The sequence below is a fragment of the Streptomyces sp. NPDC057617 genome (assembly GCF_042800555.1).
Classification (GTDB): Bacteria; Actinomycetota; Actinomycetes; order Streptomycetales; family Streptomycetaceae; genus Streptomyces.
On the sequence record NZ_JBHVGV010000006.1, the window covers coordinates 240,933 to 265,640 of the forward strand.

The 24,708-nt window shown below is 69.9% G+C and carries 19 protein-coding genes; 8 read left to right on the forward strand and 11 right to left on the reverse strand.

The features are described from left to right. Nucleotides 1–123: 123 nt before the first annotated feature. From ACFU9P_RS17400 to iolC, 5 genes are read right to left on the reverse strand one after another with little or no spacing between them, the layout of a single operon-like run. Nucleotides 124–1,623 (reverse strand): CoA-acylating methylmalonate-semialdehyde dehydrogenase, encoded by a 1,500-nt coding sequence (locus ACFU9P_RS17400; protein ID WP_384081419.1) that lies wholly within the window; start codon nt 1,621–1,623, stop codon nt 124–126. A gap of 11 nt (nt 1,624–1,634) precedes the next feature. Further along, nucleotides 1,635–3,518, reverse strand: coding sequence for a 3D-(3,5/4)-trihydroxycyclohexane-1,2-dione acylhydrolase (decyclizing) (iolD, locus tag ACFU9P_RS17405; RefSeq protein ID WP_376385134.1), 1,884 nt, complete (start codon nt 3,516–3,518; stop codon nt 1,635–1,637). Further along, a complete protein-coding gene (gene iolB / locus ACFU9P_RS17410) occupies nt 3,515–4,414 on the reverse strand; it encodes a 5-deoxy-glucuronate isomerase (protein WP_384081421.1) in 900 nt (299 codons plus the stop codon). Before iolB ends, iolD begins: the two co-directional genes overlap by 4 nt. 17 nt (nt 4,415–4,431) lie before the next feature. Then, nucleotides 4,432–5,325 carry a deoxyribose-phosphate aldolase gene (locus tag ACFU9P_RS17415; RefSeq protein WP_384081424.1) on the reverse strand — a complete coding sequence of 298 codons (894 nt, stop codon included), beginning with the start codon at nt 5,323–5,325 and terminating at the stop codon, nt 4,432–4,434. Continuing rightward, entirely contained in the window at nt 5,322–6,497 is a 1,176-nt protein-coding gene (gene iolC, locus ACFU9P_RS17420) for a 5-dehydro-2-deoxygluconokinase (protein WP_384081427.1), read from the reverse strand. Before iolC ends, ACFU9P_RS17415 begins: the two co-directional genes overlap by 4 nt. A gap of 143 nt (nt 6,498–6,640) precedes the next feature. Here iolC and ACFU9P_RS17425 point away from each other — a divergent pair, with 143 nt between their 5' ends. Both ACFU9P_RS17425 and ACFU9P_RS17430 read left to right on the forward strand, forming a co-directional pair. Beyond that, nucleotides 6,641–7,552: a sugar phosphate isomerase/epimerase family protein gene (locus ACFU9P_RS17425; RefSeq protein WP_384081430.1), complete on the forward strand. Its 912-nt coding sequence runs from the start codon at nt 6,641–6,643 to the stop codon at nt 7,550–7,552. Nucleotides 7,553–7,793: 241 nt separating this feature from the next. Continuing rightward, the gene (locus tag ACFU9P_RS17430; RefSeq protein WP_376385119.1) at nt 7,794–7,991 is read left to right on the forward strand and encodes a helix-turn-helix transcriptional regulator; all 198 of its coding nucleotides are present in this window, start codon (nt 7,794–7,796) and stop codon (nt 7,989–7,991) included. Between the two features lie 104 nt (nt 7,992–8,095). On the opposite strand, the gene ACFU9P_RS17435 is transcribed toward ACFU9P_RS17430, so the two are convergent. Then, on the reverse strand, nt 8,096–10,345 hold the full coding sequence (locus tag ACFU9P_RS17435) for an MMPL family transporter (RefSeq protein WP_384081433.1): 2,250 nt from the start codon (nt 10,343–10,345) through the stop codon (nt 8,096–8,098). 143 nt (nt 10,346–10,488) lie between these two features. Between ACFU9P_RS17435 and ACFU9P_RS17440 the strand changes: the two genes are divergently transcribed. Next, nucleotides 10,489–11,127 (forward strand): TetR family transcriptional regulator, encoded by a 639-nt coding sequence (locus ACFU9P_RS17440; protein ID WP_376385113.1) that lies wholly within the window; start codon nt 10,489–10,491, stop codon nt 11,125–11,127. A 109-nt stretch (nt 11,128–11,236) separates the two neighbouring features. Continuing rightward, a complete protein-coding gene (locus tag ACFU9P_RS17445) occupies nt 11,237–11,548 on the forward strand; it encodes a heavy-metal-associated domain-containing protein (protein ID WP_376385110.1) in 312 nt (103 codons plus the stop codon). Nucleotides 11,549–12,040: 492 nt separating this feature from the next. On the opposite strand, the gene ACFU9P_RS17450 is transcribed toward ACFU9P_RS17445, so the two are convergent. The 5 genes from ACFU9P_RS17450 to ACFU9P_RS17470 form a co-directional block, all read right to left on the reverse strand. Then, on the reverse strand, nt 12,041–13,339 hold the full coding sequence (locus ACFU9P_RS17450) for a citrate synthase (protein ID WP_217308533.1): 1,299 nt from the start codon (nt 13,337–13,339) through the stop codon (nt 12,041–12,043). A 133-nt stretch (nt 13,340–13,472) separates the two neighbouring features. Beyond that, nucleotides 13,473–15,716, reverse strand: a complete 2,244-nt coding sequence (locus ACFU9P_RS17455) for an ATP-dependent RecD-like DNA helicase (protein ID WP_376385106.1) — start codon at nt 15,714–15,716, stop codon at nt 13,473–13,475. A 236-nt stretch (nt 15,717–15,952) separates the two neighbouring features. Beyond that, nucleotides 15,953–16,795, reverse strand: a complete 843-nt coding sequence (locus ACFU9P_RS17460) for a sugar phosphate isomerase/epimerase family protein (RefSeq protein ID WP_384081438.1) — start codon at nt 16,793–16,795, stop codon at nt 15,953–15,955. Beyond that, nucleotides 16,792–17,979 carry a dihydrodipicolinate synthase family protein gene (locus tag ACFU9P_RS17465; protein WP_384081441.1) on the reverse strand — a complete coding sequence of 396 codons (1,188 nt, stop codon included), beginning with the start codon at nt 17,977–17,979 and terminating at the stop codon, nt 16,792–16,794. The genes ACFU9P_RS17460 and ACFU9P_RS17465 overlap by 4 nt, the downstream gene beginning before the upstream one ends. After that, on the reverse strand, nt 17,976–19,127 hold the full coding sequence (locus ACFU9P_RS17470) for a Gfo/Idh/MocA family protein (RefSeq protein WP_384081444.1): 1,152 nt from the start codon (nt 19,125–19,127) through the stop codon (nt 17,976–17,978). The genes ACFU9P_RS17465 and ACFU9P_RS17470 overlap by 4 nt, the downstream gene beginning before the upstream one ends. Nucleotides 19,128–19,266: 139 nt before the next feature. Between ACFU9P_RS17470 and ACFU9P_RS17475 the strand changes: the two genes are divergently transcribed. The 4 genes from ACFU9P_RS17475 (at nt 19,267) to ACFU9P_RS17490 (ending at nt 24,592) form a co-directional block, all read left to right on the forward strand. Next, nucleotides 19,267–20,361 (forward strand): LacI family DNA-binding transcriptional regulator, encoded by a 1,095-nt coding sequence (locus ACFU9P_RS17475; protein ID WP_384081447.1) that lies wholly within the window; start codon nt 19,267–19,269, stop codon nt 20,359–20,361. A 188-nt stretch (nt 20,362–20,549) separates the two neighbouring features. Next, nucleotides 20,550–21,557, forward strand: coding sequence for a GNAT family N-acetyltransferase (locus ACFU9P_RS17480; protein WP_384081450.1), 1,008 nt, complete (start codon nt 20,550–20,552; stop codon nt 21,555–21,557). Further along, nucleotides 21,554–22,330: a sugar phosphate isomerase/epimerase family protein gene (locus ACFU9P_RS17485; protein WP_384081453.1), complete on the forward strand. Its 777-nt coding sequence runs from the start codon at nt 21,554–21,556 to the stop codon at nt 22,328–22,330. Before ACFU9P_RS17480 ends, ACFU9P_RS17485 begins: the two co-directional genes overlap by 4 nt. 438 nt (nt 22,331–22,768) lie before the next feature. Further along, entirely contained in the window at nt 22,769–24,592 is a 1,824-nt protein-coding gene (locus ACFU9P_RS17490) for a glycoside hydrolase family 3 protein (protein ID WP_384081456.1), read from the forward strand. The last annotated feature ends 116 nt before the right edge of the window (nt 24,593–24,708 follow it).

Below are 24,708 nucleotides of genomic sequence, written 5' to 3' on the forward strand. Positions count from 1 at the left end.
TCAACTTTCCCCAAACCACCCCCAAAAAAAAGACCGCCCCTAACGAACAAGCTCCCTCCATGGCCCGCTCTCAGGGGTCCGGGCTCAGGCCCGGACCCGGGGCTCAGTGGTCGCGCGCGATCCTCAGTGGTTGCGCGGGAATCCCAGGTCCACGCCCGTCGGGGCCTCGGACGGGTCGGGCCAGCGGGTGGTGACCACCTTGCCGCGCGTGTAGAAGTGCACTCCGTCGTTGCCGTAGATGTGGTGGTCGCCGAAGAGCGAGTCCTTCCAGCCACCGAAGGAGTGATAGCCGACGGGCACCGGGATCGGCACATTCACCCCGACCATCCCGGCCTCGATCTCCAACTGGAAGCGCCGGGCCGCGCCGCCGTCGCGGGTGAAGATGGCCGTTCCATTGCCGAACGGCGAGGCATTGATCAGCTCCACGCCCTCCTCGTACGTCTCCGCGCGCAGCACGCACAGCACCGGACCGAAGATCTCGTCGCGGTAGGCGTCGGAGTCGGTGGAGACCCGGTCGAGCAGGGACAGTCCGATCCAGTGGCCGTCCTCGAAGCCGTCGACGGTGTGTCCCGTACCGTCCAGGACGACCTCGGCGCCCTGCGCCGCCGCTCCCGTGACATAGGAGGCGACCTTGTCGCGGTGGGCCTTGGTGATGAGCGGGCCCATCTCGGAGGACGGGTCGTTGCCGGGGCCGATCTTGATCTTCTCGGCGCGCTCCCGGATCCTGGCGACCAGTTCGTCACCGATCGCGCCCACCGCCACGACCGCCGAGATCGCCATGCACCGCTCGCCGGCGGAACCGTACGCCGCCGAGACCGCCGCGTCCGCCGCGGCGTCCAGGTCGGCGTCGGGCAGCACCAGCATGTGGTTCTTGGCACCGCCGAGCGCCTGCACCCGCTTGCCGTTGGCGGAGGCCGTCGCGTGGATGTAGCGGGCGATGGGCGTGGAGCCGACGAAGGAGACCGCCGCCACATCCGGGTGCGCGAGCAGCGCGTCCACCGCGACCTTGTCGCCATGGACGACATTCAGCACCCCGTCGGGCAGCCCCGCCTCGGCCGCCAGCTCCGCCAGCAGATTCGCCGACGACGGGTCCTTCTCGCTGGGCTTCAGTACGAAGGTGTTGCCGCAGGCGATCGCCAACGGGAACATCCACATCGGCACCATCGCCGGGAAGTTGAAGGGCGTGATGCCCGCGACGACGCCCAGCGGCTGGCGGATCGCCGAGACATCCACCCTGTTGGAGACCTGGGTGGACAGCTCTCCCTTGAGCTGGGTGGTGATTCCGCAGGCCAGCTCGACGATCTCCAGTCCGCGCGCGACCTCACCGAGCGCGTCCGAGTGGACCTTGCCGTGCTCGGCGGTGATCAGCGCGGCGATGTCGTCACGGCGCGCGTCGAGCAGGGCGCGGTAGCGGAAGAGGATGCCGGTGCGCTGGGCGAGGGACGAGGTCCCCCAGGTGGCGTACGCGGCCTTCGCCGTGGTGATCGCGCTGTCCACCTCCTCGGCGGAGGCCAGCGCGACACGTGTGGTGACGGCTCCGGTCGCCGGGTCGGTCACCGGGCCCCAGTTGCCCGACGCGCCCTCGACGGTCTTGCCACCGATCCAGTGGTTGACGGTCTTCATTGCGTGCTCCTTCACAGATGACGGCGGCGGGCGGCGGCGTGCCGGTCGTACTCCTCGCGGGCCTTGACCGCGGCGGTACGGGTCGCCGTTCCGGCCACGGGGACATCCCACCACGCCTGGGCCGGGGGCACGCCCGACACAGTGTCTGCCGTTTCGGTCTCCACGTAGACACATGTGGGGGAGTCCGCCGCGCGTGCCTCGGCCAGGGCTTCACGCAGGTCACGGATGGTCTTGGCACGGATCACCCGCATCCCGAGCGAGGCCGCGTTGGCCGCGAGATCGACGGGCAGCGGGGCGCCGGTGTACGTACCGTCGGCGGCCCGGAAGCGGTACGCCGTACCGAACCGTTCGGCGCCGACCGACTCGGAGAGCCCTCCGATGGACGCGTAGCCGTGGTTCTGGAGGATCACCACCTTGAGAGGCAGCCGCTCCTGGACTCCGGTGACGATCTCGGTGGGGTTCATCAGATACGTACCGTCCCCGACCAGTGCCCAGACCGGCCGGCCGGGGTCGGCGAGCAGGACACCGAGGGCGGCCGGGATCTCATAACCCATGCAGGAATAGCCGTATTCGATGTGGTACTGGTCGCGGGAGCGGGCCCGCCACAGCTTGTGGAGATCGCCGGGGAGCGATCCCGCCGCGTTGATCAGGATGTCCTCGCCGGTGACCAGCGCGTCGAGCACTCCGAGGACCTGGGCCTGGGTGGGGCGCACGAGGTCCTCGTCCGCGGCGAACGCGGCGTCGACGCGGTACTCCCAGCGTTCCTTGTCCTCGCCGTACTCGGCCGCATAGCCAGGTGCGACCCGGTGCCCGTCCCCCTCGGTGAGGGCGGCGGTGAGTCCCTCCAGGGCGGTACGGGCATCCGCCACCAGCGGGTGGGCCGCGAGCTTGTGGGCGTCGAAACCGGTGACATTGATATTGAGGAAGCGGACCGCCGGATTCGAGAAGAGCGTGGCGGACGCGGTCGAGAAGTCCGACCAGCGGGTGCCGACGCCGATCACCAGATCCGCGGTCCTGGCCAGTTCATCGGCGGTGGCGGTGCCGGTGTGCCCGATTCCGCCGACATCGCAGGGGTGGTCGTACGGCAGCGAGCCCTTGCCGGCCTGGGTGGAGGCGACCGGGATACCGGTGGCATCGGCGAGCAAGGCCAGCGCCTCCTCCGCAGCGCTGTAGTGCACCCCGCCGCCCGCGACCAGCAGGGGGCGCTCGGCTGCCCGTACCAGCCGTACCGCCTCGGCGAGTTCATCCGGATCGGGCGCCTGGCGGCGGACCCGCCAGACGCGCTCGGCGAAGAACTCCTCCGGCCAGTCGTACGCCTCCGCCTGCACATCCTGCGGCAGCGCGAGCGTGACGGCCCCGGTCTGCGCGGGGTCGCTGAGCACCCGCATCGCGGCGAGCGCGGCCGGGATGAGCGCCTCGGGGCGGGTGACGCGGTCGAAATACACCGAGACCGGCCGCAGGGCGTCGTTGACGGATACATCGCCCGCGGAGGGGACTTCGAGCTGCTGGAGAACGGGGTCGGCTGGACGGGTGGCGAAGGTGTCACCGGGGAGCAGCAGCACGGGGAGGCGGTTGATGGTGGCGAGTGCCGCACCGGTGACGAGATTGGTGGCGCCGGGGCCGATGGAGGTGGTCACGGCATGGGCGGAGAGACGGTTGGACTGACGGGCATAGCCAACGGCGGCGTGGACCATGGCCTGTTCGTTCCGTCCCTGCAAGTACCTCATGTCGTCCGAAGACTGGACAAGGGCTTGGCCGATACCCGCCACATTGCCATGTCCGAAGATGCCCCAGGTGGCATTGACCAGGCGCTGCCTGCGGCCGTCCCGCTCGCTGTACTGCCTGGTCAGGAAGGTGATCAGCGCCTGGGCGACGGTGAGTCGGCGTGTGCTCATCGGGGACTCTCCTCGGTTCCGTGCGGCAGCGGCTCCGCTCCGTACAGCGGCAGTCGCGGGTCGACGGCGAGCCCCGGCCAGGTGTCCCTGATCCAGCCGTGGTCGGGGTGGTCGCGGATGAGCCACTCCCTGGACTCCCCCGGTCCCGCCATCACATTCAGGTAGTACATGTCGCGGCCGGGCGCGGCGATCGACGGGCCGTGCCAGCCGTCCGGGATGAGGACGGTGTCGCCCGTACGGACCTCGGCGAGGACATCCGTACCGCCGGGGCGGGAGGGCGAGACGCGGTGGTAGCCGAGGCCGCCGCCGTCGATCTCGAAGTAGTAGATCTCCTCCAGCTCGGACTCGACGCCCGGGTGGTACTCGTCGTGCTTGTGCGGCGGGTACGAGGACCAATTGCCGCCCGGGGTGATCACCTCAACCGCGATGAGCCGGTCGCAGTCGAAGACACCGGCGGCTGCGAAGTTGTTGACCTGGCGCGAGCAGGTGCCCGCGCCGCGCAGCTCGACCGGAACCTCCGGCGCGGGACCGTAGCGAGCGGGGAGTCGTCGCTCACACCTCGCTCCTGCCAGGGCGAAGCGGCCTCCCGCACCGGAGGCGATCTGTGCATGGGCGTCGCGCGGAACGTACGCGAAGTCGGTGACTCCGCCGAACACGCTTTCCCTGCCCAGCAGTTCAAAAAACTCGCCCTGCGTGTGCACCGTACAACCGCCGGTGAGCGGAAGCACGATCCACTCGCTGTCCCCGGTGGCCAGGGAGTGGCTGCCACCGGGCGGGAGTTCCAGGACGCGGAGGCTGCTGTGGGACCAGCCGGCCCGCTCGGGGCCGATGTCGAGGGCGTACGGTCCCGAAGAGGCGTTGCCCGCGGGCACATGCCGGTCATGGTCGGTGGTCATACTGTCTCCCGTACCCACTAGAGCAGCCCCACCGCGGTGTCGACAGCCCCCGCTACATCACCGTCGACCGGATAGAGCAGCGAGCGGCCCACGACCAGGCCCTGGACGGTGGGCAGCCGCAGCGCCCCGCGCCATTTCTCGTACGCGCCCTCCTGATCGCCCCCGATCTCACCGCCCAGCAGGACGGCCGGGAGGGTCGAGGTCTCCATGACTTGGGCCATATCGTCGGGGTTCTGGGTAACGGGAACCTTCAACCAGGTGTACGCGGAGGTACCGGCCAGCCCCGATGCGATGGCGATCGACCGTGTCACGGCCTCGGCGCCCAGGTCCGTACGGAGCCGTCCGTCGACGCGATGGCAGATGAACGGCTCGACGAAGACCGGCAGCCGGCGCTCGGCCATGGCGTCGATGGCGCGGGCGGAGGAGTAGAGGGTGTCGAGGGAGCGCGGGTCCTCGTAGTCGATACGGAGCAGCAGCTTGCCCGCGTCGAAACCCAGCCGGGTGAGGTCCTCGGGGCGGTGGCCGGTGAAGCGGTCGTCGAGTTCGAAGGCGGCGCCCGCGAGGCCGCCGCGGTTCATCGAGCCCACGACGACCCGGTCCTCCAGAGCGCCGAGGAGCAGCAGGTCGTCGAGGATGTCGGCGCTGGCGAGCACCCCGTCGACACCGGGGCGCGACAGGGCCAGACAGAGCCGCTCCAGCAGGTCGAGACGGCCGGCCATGGCGAGGCGGCGGTCCCCGACGGCGAGGGCGCCGCGGGCCGGGTGGTCGGCGGCGATGATCATGAGCCGGCCAGCGGAGGGGCCGGTGGACCGTATGAGGGGGCGGCGGATCCGGCGTGCGGCGGCCTCGGCGACGGCCTCGGGGCGCTGCGCACGGAGCCTGACCAGCTCGGAGACATCGATGGCGGTCATGACAGGGCCCCCGGGGTGGACGTGCCGGACGAGGACGTCCCGGAAGGTGCGGCGGACTGCGTGCCGGAGGGCTTGGCGGGCTCCGTACCGGGCCGGGTGCCGGACGGTCTGTCGGTTACGGCACCGGGTGGGGCGGCACCGGTCCGGGTGTCCCGCGGCGGAGCCGGTACGGGGTCCTGGGCCGGGAACGGGCCGCCCGCGAGCACCTGCGCGACCTCGCGCTCGTACGGCATCGCGGACGAACAGGCGAGACGGCCGGCGACGATGGCGCCCGCCGCGTTGGCGTACCGCATGACACGCTCCAGTTCCCAGCCCGCGAGCAATCCGTGGCAGAGGGCTCCGCCGAACGCGTCCCCGGCGCCGAGGCCGTTGACGACCTCCACCGGGACGGGTGGCACTTCGGCGCGGGTGCCGTCGCGATGGAGGGCGAGCACACCCTTGGGGCCCTGTTTGACAACGGCCAGTTCGGCCCCGGCGGCGAGCAGCGCCCGGGCAGCAGCCTCGGGGTCGCGCTCCCCCACGGCCACTTCGCACTCGTCGAGATTGCCGACGGCGACCGTGGCGTGCCGCAGGGCCTGTGCGTACAGCTTCCGTGGCTCGTCACGCGGCCCGGCGGCGGCCCGGCCCTCGGTATCGGCATCCCCCGGCCAGAACATGGGCCGCCAGTCGAGGTCGAAGACGGTGATGCCGGACCTGGCGCGTGCCTCCAGCGCGGTGAGCGTGGCCGAGCGGCTGGGCTCCGCGCACAGGCCGGTGCCGGTCATCCAGAAGATCCGGGCCGCGCGGAGCGCGTCCAGGTCCAGTTCATGCGCGTGGATCTCCAGATCGGGGGCCTTGGGAAGCCGGTAGAAGTAGAGGGGGAAGTCGTCCGGCGGAAAGACCTCGCAGAAGGTGACCGGGGTCGGATAGCGGCCGACCGCGGTCACCCAGCGGTCGTCGACCCCGAACTCCCTCAGCGCCTGGTGGAGATAGTCCCCGAAGGCGTCCTGGCCGGTACGGGTGACAACGGCGGCACGCCGCCCCAGCCGGGCCGCCGCGACCGCGACATTCGTCGCCGAGCCGCCGAGGAACTTCCCGAAGGTGTCCACCTGGGCCAGCGGAACTCCGGTCTGCAGCGGATAGATATCGACCCCGATCCGGCCCATGGTGATCACGTCGTACGGCGCGGTCATACGCGGTCCCTTCGGTTCGGCGGTCAGTGCCGGGTCCCCGGCCAACCCCAGGTCTAATGGTCGTCCCGGGACCTGTCAACGTTTTGTCCTGACATTCGGACGAAGGCTTGACCTCTTTCGGCACGGCGGGAAAGCTGACCGGCATGACCTCCTCCGTGCCCACGCTCAACCGCATCCGGGTCGGGTCGGCCCCCGACTCCTGGGGGGTGTGGTTTCCCGACGATCCGCAGCAGATCCCCTGGCGTCGCTTCCTCGACGAGGTCGCGGAGGCCGGCTACGAGTGGATCGAACTCGGCCCCTACGGCTATCTCCCCACCGACCCCGCCCAGCTGGCCGAGGAGACAGCCCGGCGCGGGCTGAAGGTCTCGGCCGGCACCGTCTTCACCGGCCTGCACCATGGGCCCGCGGTCTGGGAGAAGACCTGGGCACATGTGGCGGACATCGCGGCGCTCACCCGGGCGATGGGCGCGGACCACCTTGTTGTGATCCCGTCCTTCTGGCGCGACGACAAGACCGGGAAGGTGCTGGAGGACCGGACCCTCACCGCCGCACAATGGCGCGATCTGACCACCCAGACCGAGCGCCTGGCGCGCGAGGTACGTGACCGGTACGGGCTGGGCATCGTCGTCCACCCGCACGCCGACACCCATATCGACAGCGAGGAGAACGTCAGCCGTTTCCTGGACGCCACCGATCCGGAGCTGGTGTCACTCTGTCTGGACACCGGGCACTACGCCTACTGCGGCGGCGACAGCGTCAAGCTGATCGAGACCTACGGCGAGCGGATCGGCTATCTCCATCTCAAGCAGGTGGATCCGGAGATCCTCGCCGGGGTCGTCGCGGACGAGGTGCCCTTCGGACCGGCCGTCGGGCGCGGCGTGATGTGCGAGCCGCCGGGCGGGATGCCCGCACTGGAGCCGGTCCTGGCGGCGGCACAGCGACTGGACGTCGATCTCTTCGCCATCGTCGAGCAGGACATGTATCCCTGTCCGCCCGACAAGCCACTCCCTATCGCCATCCGCACCCGGCAGTTCCTGCGGAGCTGCGGCGCCTGATCATCCCCACCCCCTTTTGATGTACACGCGTCACATGTGCCGTATCCGTCACAAGGGTCCCCCTAACGTCACACATATCTCCATTACACGGGTCTTCCGTCACAGGGAGGCGACAATTCCGCTTTCCCCATCACTCTGCGTCGCTCGATGGGCACAGGCTGAGTGATCGCCAGCGTCTCAGCCGCAGTTCCCCCGACGGTCGACAGACCTCCCTGCGGCGGACGCAGGGAGGTGCCAACTGATGACGGACAAAAGGCTCTGGTCCTACAAGGAGATCGCGGCGCATATCCGGGTACAACCGGACACGGTCCGCTCGTACCGCAAGCACGGACTGCTTCCGCCGCCCGACCATGTGGAGAACGGCAAGCCCTACTGGTACGCGGACACCGTCCGAGCCTGGGTGGCGAAGCGCCCCGGCAACAGAGGCAGCAGAAGCTGAAGCCGACCGCACCGGCGGACAGCGGGAGTTGACGAAGGGGCCCATGGGAGGTCCCGTACCGATCCGGTACGGGACCTCCCCCTTCTCCTGCCGTATCCCCCGCGTCAGACTCCCGCCGTGTCCAAGTCCCGGTCCTCGTAACGGCCTTGGTCAGGGCCCTTGTCCCGGGCAACGGACGTGGCGTGCTCCCCTGAGCCCGCTCCCGGCTCGCCCTCGCTCAGGCCGAACCGGGCGTGGAAGCGGCGCAGCGGGCCGGGCGCCCACCAAGTCGCCTTCCCCGTCAGCTTCATCACCGCCGGGACGAGCAGACTGCGCACCACCATCGCGTCCATGATCACGGCGAGCGCGATACCCAGACCGAGCATCTTCGTATTGGTCACCCGCGAGGTGCCTATCGCCACCATGACCACCGCCAGGATCACGGCAGCCGCGGTGATCAGCCCTCCGGTGCGCCGGAGCCCGAAGGCCACCGCTTTCTCGTGGTCACCGTTGCTGTCGTACTCCTCCTTGATCCGGGAGAGCAGGAAGACCCCGTAGTCCATGGAGAGCCCGAAGGCGACACAGAACATCAGCACCGGCAGGGTCGTCTCTATGTCGCCGGTGGAGGTGAAGGCCAGCAGCCCGGACAGATGGCCGTCCTGGAAGACCCACACCACCGCCCCGAACATCGCCGTAAGACTCAGCGCGTTGAGCACGACCGCCTGGATCGGTATCAGCACGCTGCCGGTGAGCAGGAAGACCAGCAGCAGGGTGACCACGACGATGATGCCCGCCGCCCAGGGCAACCGGTCCGCAATCGCGTCCTTGGAGTCGACCAGTACGGCCGCGGCGCCGGTCACCGAGGTGTCGAACGGGGCCCGTTCGGCACGGATCTCATGGACGAGCTGCTGGGACGCCTCGCCCACCGCCTCGCCTTCCGGCAGAACCGTGAAGTACCCGTGCCCGTCCGAGGTGATGGGGCCGTCGACCCTCGCCACTCCCGGGAGAGCGGCTATCCGGCCGCGGTAGTCGGCGTATTCGGCTGGTGTGGCCGCGCCTTCCGTGAGGATCTCCAGACCACCGCTGGGACTGCCGGGGAAGCCGTCCCGTATCTCCTCCTGGACCACCCGGGATTCGGCGCCCGCCGGAAGCTGACGGTAGTCGGCCGTGCCGAACTGGGCTCCCAGGAAAGGCAGTCCGAGCAGCACCAGCCCGGCCGTCGTGGCGATCGCGAAGAGCGGAGCCCTGCGCATCACCAGCGCCGCCATCCGCCCCCATCCGGCCCCCTCCGTCCGGACGGAGGGACTCCTGCCCCGTCGCACCAGCCGCCGCAGATCCAGGGAGTTGACCCGGTGGCCCAGCAGGATCAGCGCGGCCGGCAGCAGGATCAGCGCGGCCGCCGCGGCCAGCACCACCACCGCTATCCCGGCATACGCGAAGGAGCGGAGGAAGTACTGCGGGAAGACCAGCATCGCGGCCAGCGACACCGCGACGGTCAGCGCCGAGAACAGCACCGTGCGCCCCGCGGTGCGCAGTGTGGCACCCACGGCATCGCGCACCTCGGCGCCTTCGGCCAGCTCCTCGCGGAACCTGCGGACGATGAACAGCGCGTAGTCGATGGCCAGTCCGAGCCCGAGAGCCGTGGTGAGGTTCTGCGCGAAGACCGAGACATCCGTGAACTCGGTGATGCCGCGCAGCACCGCGTTCGTCCCCAGGATGGCGACGATGCCGACACCCAGCGGCAGCAGGGCGGCGACCGCGCTGCCGAACACCATCACCAGCAGCACCAGCGTGACCGGCAGGGCGATCAGCTCGGCACGCATGAGGTCTTCCTGGATGATGCTCTGCATCTCGTGCCGCACGGCGACGGGCCCGCCGACCGAGACTTCCAACAGCCCGTGCGTGCCGCGGAATTCGGGGGCTATCCGGTCCAGGATCCCGGCGGCTGTCTTCTCGTCACCCTCGATCCGGGCCGCGATCAGCGCCTCCCGCCCGTCCTCGGCGCGCAGCGCGGGCGCCCCCGTACCCCAGTAGGAGCCGACGCCGGTGATGCCCTTCTCGGCCGCCAGCCGGTCGGTGAGCCGCTTCGCCTCGGCGGCCACGGCGGGGTCGTCCACGCTGCGGCTGCCACTGTCCACCAGGAGCAGCAGATTCGGCTCGGAGGCGGGGAACTCCCGCTCCAGCGCCTTGGTGGCGTACGTCGACTCGGCGTCCGGGTCCTCCCATCCACCGCTGCCCATCCGGTCGGCGACCCCGCTCCCGGCGAACACCGCCAGGGCCGTGATCACCAGCGCGACCAGCAGGGAAAGCCTGGGCCGTGCGGTGACGAACCGGGTCCAGCCCCCGACACGAGGGCCGGTGTTGACTTCGGACATGGTGCGGTGTCCCCTTCACCGTGACCCGTGGCACGGGTCCGCCATTGCCATAGACTGGCAAACACGAGCCATCGCTCGCATAAATCAAGAATGCGAGCGAGCACTCGCGTTTGTCAACTGATCCAGGAAAGCCGGGGATATCCATGCCGGAGCCGAAGAGCGACGCCACAGGGGCGGGGAAACCACGCCGGCGCCAGGCCCGCGGCGAGCGCCGTATCGCCCAGCTCCTCGAAGCCGCGGCCCATGTCTTCTGCACCACCGGTTACACCGCGGCGAGCACCAACTCCATCGCCCGGGAGGCCGGCGTCTCCCCGGGCACGCTGTACCAGTTCTTCCCGAACAAGGAAGCCATCGCGGTCGAGCTGGGCGATCAGCTCCTGGCCCGCTGGCGCGCGACATACGGGCAGGCATTCGTCCCCGCCCATTTCGAACTGCCCCTGGACCAGCTCCTGGACGCCGTTCTCGACCCGCTGATCCAGTTCAACTACGAGAACCCCGCCTTCTCCGTACTGATGCACGGCCCCGACATCCCCGGCCGGATCGCCCGGGACCATGACGCCCTGCACTCCTCGATGCTCACCCGGGTCGAAGAGATACTGGCCGGCTATCTCCCGGCGGCGCCGGAGCCCGACATCACCCGCATCGCGCAGACGACCTTCGTCATCTTCAAGTCCGGTCTGGATCTGGTCCTCGCCGCGGAGCCGGACCAGCGGGAGGCCTACACCACGGAGCTGAAGACGGTCCTCTTCCGCTATCTGCAGCCGCTGGTCGGAGACCGCTGACGGAGCGCCGGTAAACGGCACGGGGCAGGCGTTCACCTTCATACCCCCTAGGGGTATGATTGGTCGACGCAACCGTCGGCATCCCCGAAAACACGAGAAGGAGAACGCCATGACCACCGAGGCGAAGACCGAGCCCGCCGGGACCTCCGGCTCCTGCTGCTCGCCCACCGGCTCCTGCCACGACGGCGGGCCCGCCGACCGGACCGCCGAGGTCACCACGGTCTACCAGGTCACGGGCATGACCTGCGGCCACTGCGAGGGTGCGGTCTCCAGCGAGATCTCCGGGATCGCAGGTGTCGTCTCCGTAGCGGCTTCGGCCACCACCGGACAGGTGACTGTGGTATCCAGGACCCCGCTCGACGAGGACGCCGTACGCGCCGCCGTCGACGAGGCGGGATACGAACTGGCCGGTCAGGCCTGAATTCCGCCACCCCGAACACCCAACGCCCCGATCCCTCAGGGGTTACGAAATCTTTGCATCAATGGTCCTTCACATGAACCACAAGACCTTCACAAAGAGATCTAGATCACATAGATTGAGGGGTAACCATCCGGGGGGCTCGCGAGTCTAAGAGGACAATGCCAGAGAACGTCTTGGGGGACGTTCGAAGGGATGTCAGAGATGTCTTGGGGGACATCTAGGACAAGCGATTGACCGGGGCACGTGCATCGGGGAGCTTTGAGCGGCCCTCCCGTACGTACCCCGGTCAGACCGCGCGAGCAAGCCGCTGCTGGTTACGGCAGACGCCCGGCCCGGATCCCGTGGGGGGAATCCGCTCCGGGGATATGGAAAGCGCCCCGCTCGCCGACCCGTGGGGGGATCGGCGGCGGGGCGCTTTTCGTTCGTACGCGCGGCGCGAGGCGCTCCGCACGCGGCCGTACGGCAGGTGCCGTACGGCGCGGGAGGGCTGCGTCAGCGGGCCTCGACCGGGACGAAGTCGCGCAGGACCTCGCCGGTGTAGATCTGGCGCGGACGGCCGATGCGCGAGCCCGGCTCCTTGATCATCTCGTGCCACTGGGCGATCCAGCCGGGCAGCCGGCCGAGCGCGAACAGCACGGTGAACATCTCGGTCGGGAAGCCCATGGCCCGGTAGATCAGACCGGTGTAGAAGTCCACGTTCGGGTAGAGCTTGCGCGAGACGAAGTAGTCGTCGGCCAGCGCGTGCTCTTCGAGCTTGAGCGCGATGTCGAGCAGCTCGTCGGACTTGCCGAGCGCCGACAGGACATCGTGCGCCGCCGCCTTGATGATCTTCGCCCGGGGGTCGAAGTTCTTGTAGACGCGGTGCCCGAAGCCCATGAGCTTCACGCCGTCTTCCCGGTTCTTGACCTTGCGGATGAAGCTGTCGACATCGCCGCCGGAGGCCTGGATGCCTTCGAGCATCTCCAGCACCGACTGGTTGGCGCCGCCGTGCAGCGGGCCCCACAGGGCGCTGATGCCGGCCGAGATCGAGGCGAACATGTTCGCCTGCGAGGAGCCGACGAGGCGCACGGTGGAGGTCGAACAGTTCTGCTCGTGGTCCGCGTGCAGGATCAGCAGCTTGTCGAGCGCCGAGACCACCACCGGGTCCGGCACATACTCCTGGGCCGGCACCGAGAAGGTCATCCGCAGGAAGTTCTCGACGTACCCGAGGTCATTGCGCGGGTAGACGAAGGGGTGGCCGATCGACTTCTTGTACGCGTACGCGGCGATGGTCGGCAGCTTGGCGAGCAGCCGGATCGTGGAGAGGTGGCGCTGCTTGTCGTCGAACGGGTTGTGGCTGTCCTGGTAGAACGTGGACAGCGCGCTGACCACGGAGGACAGCATCGCCATGGGGTGGGCGTCGCGCGGGAATCCGTCGTAGAAGCGCTTGACGTCCTCGTGCAGCAGCGTGTGCTGCGTGATCTCGTTCTTGAACGCGGCGAGCTCGTCGACAGTCGGCAGTTCGCCGTTGATCAGCAGATACGCCACCTCGACAAAGCTGGACCGCTCGGCGAGCTGCTCGATGGGATAGCCGCGGTAGCGGAGGATGCCCTGTTCGCCGTCGAGGTAGGTGATGGCGGACTTGTAGGCCGCGGTATTGCCGTAGCCGCTGTCCAGGGTGACCAGGCCGGTCTGGGACCGGAGCTTCCCGATGTCGAAGCCTTCGTCGCCGACCGTGCTGTTGATCACCGGGTAGGTGTACTCGCCGTCGCCGTACCGCAGTACTACCGCGTTGTCGCGTTTCTCGCTCACGTCATCCCTCACCGACGTAGTGCCTCTTCTTCGAGGTGCCCTGACTGTCTCTACCATCCCCCATTTGGCTCAGGAGAGTGCACTCGGGGTCGGCCATTCGGCCTTTTGGCGGCACTCAGTGCCGCCGGCGTGCTCATCCTGCCCCCTTCGCCCCGGTTGCGGAAGTCCCCATGAGGGTCCCCGCGAGCCGGTGGTCGAGCGCGGTGAAGCGTCTGCCCGCCGAGACCGTCCGTACCGCCTGCCCTATGGCCTTGCGGGAACCGACCAGCACCACCAGCTTCTTGGCGCGTGTGACGGCCGTATAGAGCAGATTGCGCTGGAGCATCATCCAGGCACCGGTGGTGACGGGGATGACCACGGCCGGATACTCGCTGCCCTGGGAGCGGTGGATCGTGACGGCGTACGCGTGCGCCAGCTCGTCCAGTTCGTCGAAGTCGTACGGCACCTCCTCGTCCTCGTCCGTCAGCACCGTCAGGCGCTGATCGTCCAGGTTGAGCGAGGTGACCACGCCCACGGTGCCGTTGAAGACTCCGTTCTCCCCCTTCTCATAATTGTTGCGAATCTGGGTGACTTTGTCGCCGACACGGAAGACCCGGCCGCCCACTCGCTTCTCGGGCAGGTCCGGTCTGGCGGGGGTGATGGCCTGCTGGAGCAGACCGTTGAGCGCGCCCGCGCCGGCCGGGCCCCGGTGCATCGGCGCCAGGACCTGCACATCGCGCCGGGGGTCGAGCCCGAACTTGGCGGGGATACGGCGGGCCGCGACATCGACCGTGACCCGGCCCGCGTCCTCCGTCTCGTCCTCGACGAAGAGAAAGAAGTCCGAGAGACCCTGGGTGATGGGCTGCACTCCGGAGTTGATGCGGTGGGCGTTGGTGACCACACCGGACTGCTGGGCCTGCCGGAAGATCCGGGTCAGCCGGACCTTCGGCACCGGACCGCCCTCGGCCAGCAGATCCCGCAGCACCTCGCCCGCCCCGACCGAAGGGAGCTGGTCCACATCCCCCACCAGCAGCAGATGCGCCCCCGGTGCCACCGCCTTGACCAGCTTGTTGGCCAGCAGCAGATCGAGCATCGAGGCCTCGTCGACCACCACCAGATCGGCGTCGAGCGGCCGGTCCCGGTCGTACGCCGCGTCCCCGCCCGGCTTCAGCTCCAGCAGCCGGTGCACCGTGGACGCCTCGGCCCCGGTCAGCTCCGCGAGCCGCTTGGCGGCCCGCCCGGTGGGCGCCGCCAGCACCACCTTGGCCCTCTTGGCCCGCGCCAGCTCGACGATCGAGCGGACCGTGAAGGACTTGCCGCAGCCGGGGCCGCCGGTCAGGACTGCGACCTTCTCGGTGAGTGCCAGCCGGACCGCCTGGCGCTGCTCGGGGGCCAGTTCCGCGCCCGTACGGCCCGCCAGCCAGATCAGCGCCTTCTCCCAGGCCACGTCCCGGAAGGCCGGCATCCGGTCCTCCCCCGTACGCAGCAGCCGCAGCAACTGGGCGGACAGGGACAGCTCCGCACGGTGGAACGGGACCAGATAGACCGCGGTGACCGGCTCGCCGCCGTCCGGTCCCGGCACCGTCTCCCGTACGACTCCCTCGTCGTCCTCCGCCAGCTCGGCCAGGCATTCGATGACCAGTCCTGTGTCGACCGCGAGCAGCTTCACGGCGTCCGAGATGAGCTGCTCCTCGGGCAGGAAGCAGTGCCCCTGCTCGGTCGACTGTGACAGGGCGTACTGCAGGCCCGCCTTGACCCGCTCCGGGCTGTCGTGCGGTATGCCCACGGCCTGGGCGATCCGGTCGGCGGTGAGGAAGCCGATGCCCCAGACATCGGCCGCCAGGCGGTACGGCTCGTTCCTGACGACCGAGATCGAGGCGTCGCCGTACTTCTTGTAGATGCGGACGGCGATGGAGGTGGAGACTCCGACACCCTGGAGGAAGACCATGACCTCCTTGATGGCCTTCTGCTCCTCCCAGGCGGCGGCGATCCGCTTCGTACGCTTCGGACCGAGGCCCGGCACCTCGATCAGTCTCTTGGGCTCCTGCTCGATGATGTCGAGGGTGTCGAGGCCGAAGTGCTCGACTATCCGGTCGGCGAAGACCGGGCCGATGCCCTTGATCAGGCCGGAGCCCAGATAGCGGCGGATGCCCTGGATGGTGGCCGGCAGGATCGTTGTGTAGTTGTCCACCGTGAACTGCTTGCCGTACTGCGGGTGCGAGGCCCAGCGGCCCTCCATGCGCAGGGACTCGCCCGGCTGCGCGCCGAGCAGCGCGCCGACCACGGTGAGCAGATCGCCACCGCGGCCCGTGTCGACGCGCGCGACCGTGTAGCCGTTCTCCTCATTGGCGTAGGTGATCCGCTCGAGAACGGCTTCGAGCACCGCTGGATTGGACATGCCCCGACGCTACCGCCCGGCTCCGACATCACCGCGGGCCTGTGGACAACTCCGGCCCGCCCCAGTGGTCCTGGACCCGTGCGCACTACAAGGGGCCCGGTCCCATTGACCGGGCCCCACGCGCTCCCCCTGTCATCAGGGCCTTCCGATCCCCCCGGATCCCTTCCCCCGAAGGCCCTGATGACGAGTACGACTCATGTCACCCGGAAAGGGTTGCACGGTTTCGCAGAGTGATTTCAGCGCACGTGCCGGATGTACCGGTCGATGACCTCCGCGAGCACGTCCACACCGTCCCGCGCCCACAGTCCGTCGTTGAACAGCTCCACCTCGGCCGGGCCCGAGTAGCCGGCCGCGTCGACCCGTTCCCGCCAGGCACGCAGGTCGACCGTGCCGTCCCCGAGCTGGCCGCGCCCGTTCAGCACCCCCGCGGGGAGCGGGGTCGTCCAGTCGGCGAGCTGGAAGGAGAAGATCCGGCCGGCGGCACGGGCGACGGCCGCGGGGGCCCGGTCGTCCCACCAGATGTGGTACGTGTCCACGACCACCCCGACCTGGTCGGCCGGGAAACGTTCGGCCAGTTCGAGGGCTTGGTCGAGGGTGGAGACCACACAGCGGTCGGCCGCGAACATCGGGTGCAGGGGCTCGATCGCGAGCCGGACACCCCGCTCCGCCGCGTACGGCGCCAGCTCGGCCAGGGCGCCGGCGATCCGCTCCCGTGCGGCGCGCAGATCCCGGCTGCCCTCCGGAAGCCCGCCGGAGACCAGGACGAGGGTGTCCGTGCCGAGGACGGCCGCCTCGTCGACCGCGGCACGGTTGTCGGCCAGTGCCTCGGCGCGCCGGGCCGGTTCGGTCGCGGTGAGGAAGCCGCCCCGGCAGAGCGTGGTGACGGCGAGTCCGGCGTCCTGTACGAGCTTGGCGGCGGCCTCGACTCCGTACGCCCTGACCGGTTCGCGCCACAGGCCGACGGCCGGCACACCGAGGCGTACGCACGCTTCGGTCAGTTTGGGAAGTGTGAGCTGCTTGACCGTCATCTGGTTGACGCTGAGGCGGGTCAGGGCGCCGTCGCCGGACGGGCCGGTCATTGGTGTACTCCGTACACGTACAGCAGCGATTTCATCCGGGCCTCGGCCAGTGCGGGATCGGGGAACAGCCCGAGTCCGTCGGCCAGTTCGTAGGCCCGCGCGAGATGCGGCAGTGAGCGGGCCGACTGGAGGCCGCCGACCATGGTGAAGTGGTTCTGGTGACCGGCCAGCCAGGCGAGGAGGACAACACCCGTCTTGTAAAAGCGCGTGGGTGCCTGGAAGAGATGGCGGGCCAGTTCGACGGTGGGGTCCAGAAGCTCCCTGAAGCCCTTCGCATCGCCCGTGTCGAGGGCACGGACGGCCTGCGCGGCCAGTGGCCCCAGCGGGTCGAAGATGCCGAGGAGGGCATGGCTGAAGCCCTGTTCGTCGCCCTCGATCAGCTCCGGATAGTGGAAGTCGTCGCCCGTGTAGCAGCGCACGCCCTCCGGAAGGCGGCGGCGCAGCTCGATCTCGCGGCCGGCGTCCAGCAGGGAGATCTTCACCCCGTCGACCTTGTCCGGGTGTTCGGTGATGACCTGGAGAAAGGTCTCCATGGCCGCGTCGAGGTCCGAACTGCCCCAGTAGCCCTCCAGGGCGGGGTCGAACATCGGGCCGAGCCAGTGCAGTACGACCGGTCCAGCGGCCTGCCTCAGGAGAGGGGCGTAGACACCGAGATAGTCGTCGGGGGTTCGCGCGGCCGCCGCAAGGGCCCGTGAGGCCATCAGGATGGCTTGAGCGCCGCTCTCCTCGACGAGCGTGAGCTGTTCCTCGTACGCCCCGCGCACGGCGTCCAGAGAGGCGGTTCCCGGCGCCAGTTGGTCGGTGCCCGCCCCGCAGGCGATCCGGCCGCCGGCCGCCTTCGCCTCGGCGGCGGAGCGGCGGATCAGCTCGGCGGCGCCCGCCCAGTCCAGACCCATGCCGCGCTGCGCGGTGTCCATGGCCTCGGCGACCGCGAGTCCGTGCGACCACAGATGGCGGCGGAAGGCGAGTGTGGCGTCCCAGTCGACGGCGGCGGGCTCGCCGGGGGCGGTGTCGGCGTACGGGTCGGCGACGACATGCGCCGCGGCGAAGACCGTACGGGAAGCGAGCGGCGCGCCTCTAACAGGTGCGCCTCCTGGTGCCCCTCCGGCAGCAAAGGAGGCGGGCTCCTGGCGTGGTGTGTACGGATGGGATCCGCCGTCGGCGGAGGGCAGGAACAGGGTCACAGCGTCAACTCCGGTACGTCCAGACGGCGCCCCTCTGCCGACGACCGCAGCCCCAGTTCGGCGAGCTGCACACCTCGCGCGCCCGCGAGGAGGTCCCAGTGGTAGGGCTCGTCGAGCGCCACATGGCGCAGGAAAAGCTCCCACTGCGCCTTGAAGCCGTTCTCGAACTCGGTGTTGTCCGGGACTTCCTGCCACTGCTCCCGGAAGGGCTCTGTGACGGGCAGGTCGGGGTTCCAGACGGGCTTGGGGGTGGTGCTCCGGTGCTGGACCCGGCAGCGGCGCAGACCCGCCACGGCCGAACCATGGGTGCCGTCGACCTGGAACTCGACCAGTTCGTCGCGGTTGACGCGGACCGTCCAGGAGGAGTTGATCTGCGCGACCGCGCCGCCGTCCAGTTCGAAGATCCCGTACGCCGCGTCGTCCGCGGTCGCGGCGTACGGCTTGCCCTGCTCGTCCCAGCGCTCCGGAATGTGTGTGGTGATGTGCGCCTGGACGCTGGTGACCCGGCCGAACAGTTCGTGCAGGACGTACTCCCAGTGCGGGAACATGTCGACGGTGATGCCGCCGCCGTCCTCCGCACGGTAGTTCCAGGAGGGGCGCTGGGGCTGCTGCCAGTCGCCCTCGAAGACCCAGTAGCCGAACTCGCCGCGTACGGACAGGATCTCGCCGAAGAAGCCCCCGTCGACCAGGCGCTTCAGCTTGAGCAGACCCGGCAGGAAGATCTTGTCCTGGACGACGCCGTGCTTGATTCCGGCGGTCCGGGCGAGCCGGGCGAGATCGAGGGCGTCGTCGAGGCCGGTCGCGGTGGGCTTCTCCGCGTAGAGGTGCTTGCCCGCGGCGATCGCCTTCTTGAGGGCTTCGACACGGGCTGAGGTGACCTGGGCGTCGAAGTAGATGTCGACCGTGGAGTCGGCCAGTACGGCGTCGAGATCGGTGGACCACTCGGTGAGGCCGTGCCGTTCCGCGATCTCCTTGAGGGCGTGTTCGCGGCGGCCGACAAGGACGGGTTCCGGCCACAGCACATCGCCGTCGCCGAGGTCGAGTCCGCCCTGCTCGCGGATCGCGAGGACGGAACGGATCAGATGCTGCCGGTATCCCATGCGCCCCGTGACGCCGTTCATGGCGATCCGCACTGTCCTGCGTGTCACGAAGTTCCCTCCATACCACCGTAGCAAGCGCTTTCTATGAGGTAGAAAGCTAGCCTGCGACAGCGGCCGGTACAAGAGCCCGCCCCGATCTCCCGCGCATGCCTTCGGAGATCACCCGCGTACCCCTCGGAGGAAGCAGATGACAGTCACCCTGGCGGATGTGGCGGCCCGCGCCCGGGTGTCGCCCGCCACCGTCTCCCGTGTGCTGAACGGCAACTACCCGGTGGCCGCCGCCACCCGGGAGCGCGTGCTGCGGGCGGTGGACGAGCTGGACTATGTGCTGAACGGGCCCGCCAGTTCGCTCGCCGCCGCGACGTCGGACCTGGTGGGCATCCTGGTGAACGACATCGCCGACCCGTTCTTCGGGATCATGGCCGGGGCCGCCCAGACCGAGATCGGCGGCCAGGAGGGCACCGGCAGGGCGGGTGGCGAGAAACTCGCCATCGTCTGCAACACGGGCGGCTCACCCGAGCGCGAGCTGACCTATCTGACCCTGCTCCAGCGCCAGCGGGCCGCGGCCGTCATCCTGACCGGCGGGGCGCTCGAAGACCCCCGGCACACCGCCGCGATGACCTCGAAGCTGGCCAGACTCGCGGACGCCGGGACACGCGTGGTGCTGTGCGGGCGCCCGCCGCTGGCGGACAGCGACGCGATCGTGGCCGCGCTGGCCTTCGACAACCGGGGCGGCGGAAGGCGGCTGACGGAACATCTGCTGGCGCTGGGGCACCGGAAGATCGGCTATGTCGCGGGGCCCGTGGAGCGTACGACGACCCGGCACCGGCTCGAAGGGCACTGGGCCGCGATGGCAGCGGCAGGGCCAGCCGGGGGATGGCCGGCCGGAGGGACGAGCGAGGAGCGCGAGCGGCTGACGGTGCACGGTCCGTACACCCGGCGCTCGGGGTACGAGGCGACGCTGGAGCTGCTGCGCCGCGCGCCGGATCTGACGGCCGTGGTCGCCGCCAATGACACGGTGGCGCTGGGGGCGTGCGCGGCGGTGCGGGAGCAGGGGCTGCGCATTCCGCAGGACGTATCGGTGGCGGGCTTCGACGATCTGCCGTTCGCGGTGGACGCGGTGCCCGCGCTGACGACCGTACGGCTGCCGCTGTACGAGGCGGGGGCGCGGGCGGGGCGGCTGGCGATGGGGACGGAGGCGCCGCCGCCGGGCGGGATGGCCACGATCGCGGCGGAGCTGATGGCCCGGGCGTCGACGGCGCCACCGCGGGCGGCGGACTGAGGCCGCGGAGACCGGGGGCTGCCGCGGGGCGGCTGGGGGCCGGCCGGTGGATGGGTCGGCCGGGGAGCGAGTGGCGAGTAGACGCCAAGGAGCCGGCAGGGTCTTGTCGGCCGCCGGAGGCCGGACATAGCGTTGACTCAGTCAAAGAAAAAGTCCGGGGACAGGTCCGGGAATGTCGGGGGTGGGTCATGGCTGTCCAGGAAATCCGCGCGTTCAACCGCTTCTACACGAATCTCATCGGGGCGCTCGACTACAGCAAGCACCTCTACACGCCGTACACGCTCACCGAGTCGCGGCTGCTGTACGAACTGGCACACGCGCCGCGCACGGACGCCGCAGATCTGCGGGTCGAGCTGTCGCTCGACGCGGGATATCTGAGCAGGCTGCTGACCAAGTTCGAGCGCGACGGGCTGGTGGGGCGCGCACCGTCGGAGCTTGACTCGCGGCGCCAGCGGATAACGCTGACGGAGAGGGGCCGCGAGGCCGCCGCACTGCTGGACGAGCGGTCGCGGGAGGCCGTCGGCACGCTGCTCTCCCGGGTCGAGCCCGAGCGCCGGGCGGAGCTGACGGAGGCGATGCGGACGGTACGGGACATCCTCGGCGCCGAGCGCTCCGGGCCGCCACGCCATGACGGGCCGGTGCTGCGCGAGCCGGTCCCCGGCGAGCTGGGCTGGATCGTGCAGCGCCATGGCGCGGTGTACGCGGCGGAGTACGGGTGGAACAGCGAGTTCGAGGGCCTGGTCGCCGGAATCGTCTCGGACTTCGCGCGGGACCACGACCCGCTGCTGGAACGGGTCTGGATGGCCGAGCTGGACGGCGGCCCGGTGGGTTCGGTGATGTGTGTACGGGACGACGCGCCGGAGGTACGGGGCTCCGCGCCGCACACCGCGCGGCTGCGGCTGCTGCTGGTCGAGCCCGGGGCGCGGGGGCATGGCCTCGGGGAGCGGCTGGTCTCGGCAGTGGTGGAGTTCGCGCGGGCGGCGGGATACCAGGAGCTGGTGCTGTGGACGAATGACGTCCTGGCCGCGGCTCGCACCCTGTACCAGCGGGCCGGGTTCACTCTGGTCGGGGAGGAACCGCACCACTCGTACGGAGCGGACCTGGTCGGGCAGGACTGGCGGCTCCCGCTGAGGGAAGAAGCGGTCATATCCCAGGACGGACCGGGGAGCGGGCAGCGAGAGGAAACAGGCCGGTGAGGTTCGCCTTCTCGACTCTCGGAGTGCCGGGACTGCCCATCCCCGAGGTCGTCGCACTCGCCTCCTCGACGGGGTATCAGGGGGTGGAGCTGCGGGCCCATCCGGAGGAGCCGGTGCATCCGGGGCTCAGGCGGCGTGAACGGGCGGCGGTGGCCGAGGAGTTCGAGCGGGCGGGCGTCGAGATCCTGACGGTGGCGGGGTACGCGCGGGTGGCGAGCGCGGACGCCGATGAGGAGCGGGTGCGTCAGGAGCTGGAGGAGCTGGTGCGGCTGGCCGGGGATCTGGGCGCCTCGTTCATCCGGGTCTTCCCGGGCGGCGGCGACCGGGATGCGGCCGACGCCGACGCGACGGCGGCACGCCGGCTGGCCCGGGCGGCGGAGATGGCGGCGGATGTCGGCGTCCGGATCCTGCTGGAGACGCATGACTCGCACCGCACGGGGGCGGACGCGGCCCGGGTGCTGGGGCTGGTGGGGCACCCGCGGGTGGGGGCGCTGTGGGATGTGATGCACACCTGGCTGGGCGGGGAGGATCCGGTCGCCACGCATGCGGCGCTCAGTCCCTACCTCGGTTATGTCCAGGTGAAGGACATCGCCTCGGCGCGGGACACCACACCGCTCGCGCTGGGTGCGGGGGTGCTGCCGCTGGGCGAGTGTCTGGCGCTGCTCGACGACACGAGCTGGGTGTGCTGGGAGTACGAGAAGCGCTGGTATCCGCAGGCGGAGGAGCTGCCGAAGCTGCTGGCGGCCGGGCGGGAGTATCTGGGGAGCCTGTGACGGGGCGGAGACCGGGCGCCCCGGCGGGACGCCGGCAGTCTCCTCCGGGGGCGCTCGTACCGCGCCCGCCCGCCCATCACGGAATTTCCGGACCTTCGGAACCTCCGACCCATACCACTCGTCTTACTGATGTGCGCCGATAAATCTGCGCGGCGGTGTCGGCCTCGCCCGCTGGCTGCGATCGCCGACTCCCCTCTTCAGCCGCCCGCAGCCGGTCGCACACCGCCACCGGTGCGCCCCCCTTGCCTGCGCCGGTGGCGGCCCTCCTCGCATCCGTACCGCCGTCGCGCGCCACCGTCATGCTCCCGCCGCACAGCCACGCCACGCAGACGCGCTTTCCGTGGCGGATCCCTTGACTGGCAGTTACTTCCCGGATACTCGTTTGAGTTTGGAAGTTTTTTTCAGTTCTCCCGCAGCGCACAGCCGGAAGGAGCACCAGTGCACGACCGGACCATCTCCAGACGCGCTCTCCTCGCCGCAACCGCCGTAGCGGCGGGCGCCGTTGCCAGCCAGACCGTCCCCGCGGCGGCCGCTTCCCCGCACCTCGCCGCGCACCGCCGCGACCGCCTCCGCCGCCTCATCTCGCGTATGAGCCTGGAGGAGAAGGTCGGCCAGCTCTTTGTGATGCGGGTGTACGGCCACTCCGCCACCGCGCCCGACCAGGCCGACATCGACGCCAACCTCGCCGAGATCGGGGTGCGGACCGCCGCCGAGCTGATCTCCACGTACCACGTCGGCGGCATCATCTACTTCGCCTGGGCGCACAACACCCGCGATCCGCACCAGATCGCCGACCTCTCCAACGGCATCCAGAAAGCGGGCCTGGCGCAGGACACCCCCGTCCCCCTGCTGATCGCCACCGACCAGGAGCACGGCATCGTCGCCCGGGTCGGCAAGCCGGCCACGCTGATGCCCGGGGCGATGGCGCTCGGCGCGTCCCGTTCGCACGCCGACGCCCGCGAGGCCGCGCGGATCGCGGGCGCGGAGCTGGCCGCCATGGGCATCAACCAGAACTACGCGCCGGACGCGGATGTCAATGTGAACCCGGCCAATCCCGTTATCGGGGTCCGGTCCTTCGGCGCCGATCCGCAGGCCGTGGCCGGTATGGTCGCCGCGCAGGTGACGGGCTATCAGAGCGCCGGGATCGCCACGGCGGCCAAGCACTTCCCCGGCCATGGCGACACCAAGGACGACAGCCACTACTCGCTGCCCACCATCCACCACACCCGTGAGCAGTGGACCGAGCTGGACGCGCCACCGTTCCGGGCCGCGATCAACGCCGGTGTCGCCTCGATCATGACCGCGCACATCGTCGTCCCCGCCCTGGACCCGAGCGAGGACCCGGCCACCCTCTCGCGCCCCATCGTCACCGGCATCCTGCGCGAGCAGCTCGGTTACAAAGGCGTCGTCGTCACCGACGCGCTCGGGATGGAGGGCGTACGGCAGAAGTACGGTGACGCCCGGGTGCCGGTGCTCGCGCTCAAGGCGGGGGTGGACCAACTGCTCAATCCCCCGGATCTGCGGCTCGCCTGGAACGCCGTCCTGACCGCCGTCAAAGACGGCGAGATCAGCGAGGCGCGCATCGAGGAGTCCATCCTCCGCATCCTCGAACTCAAGGAGCGGCTGGGCCTGTTCCGGGACGCCACCGTCTCCACGCGGGACCTGGACCGTACGGTCGGCACACGGGCGCATCTCGCCGCCGCCGACCGGATCGCCGAGCACACCACCACACTGCTCGTGAACGAGAAGGGGCTGCTGCCCCTGAACCCCCGCCGGAAGAAGAATCTGCTGGTCGTCGGGGCCGATCCGGCCTCGCCGTCCGGGACGACCGGCCCGCCGACCACCGTGCTCGCCAAGGCCCTGACCGAGCTGGGCTTCACCGCCACGGCCCTGTCCACCGGTACGGCCCCGAGCGCGGCACAGATCGAGGCCGCGGTGGCGGGGGCCCGGGGCAAGGACGCGGTGATCGTGGCCACGTACAACGTCTCGGCGACCAGTTCGCAGCGCACGCTCGTCAGCGCGCTGGCCGCGACCGGTGTGCCGGTGGTCACGGTCGCCATCCGCAATCCGTACGACATCGCGCGGCTGTCCGGGGTCATGGCGTCGCTGGCCGTCTACTCCTGGACGGACGTTGAAGTACGGGCCGCCGCGCGGGTGATCGGGGGCCGGGTACGGCCGCGGGGCCGGCTGCCCGTACCGGTGCAGCGCGCGGACGACCCGGCGCTGGTGCTCTATCCGATCGGCCATGGCCTGTCCTACTGACCGGCCGGGCACCTGAGCGCACCTGGGCGCACAGAGCCGTGGGGGGGGGTTTGGGGGGGGGGGGGGGCAAGGAAGAGGGGGGAGGAGGGGAAAGGGGAAAGAAGAACGGCGGACAG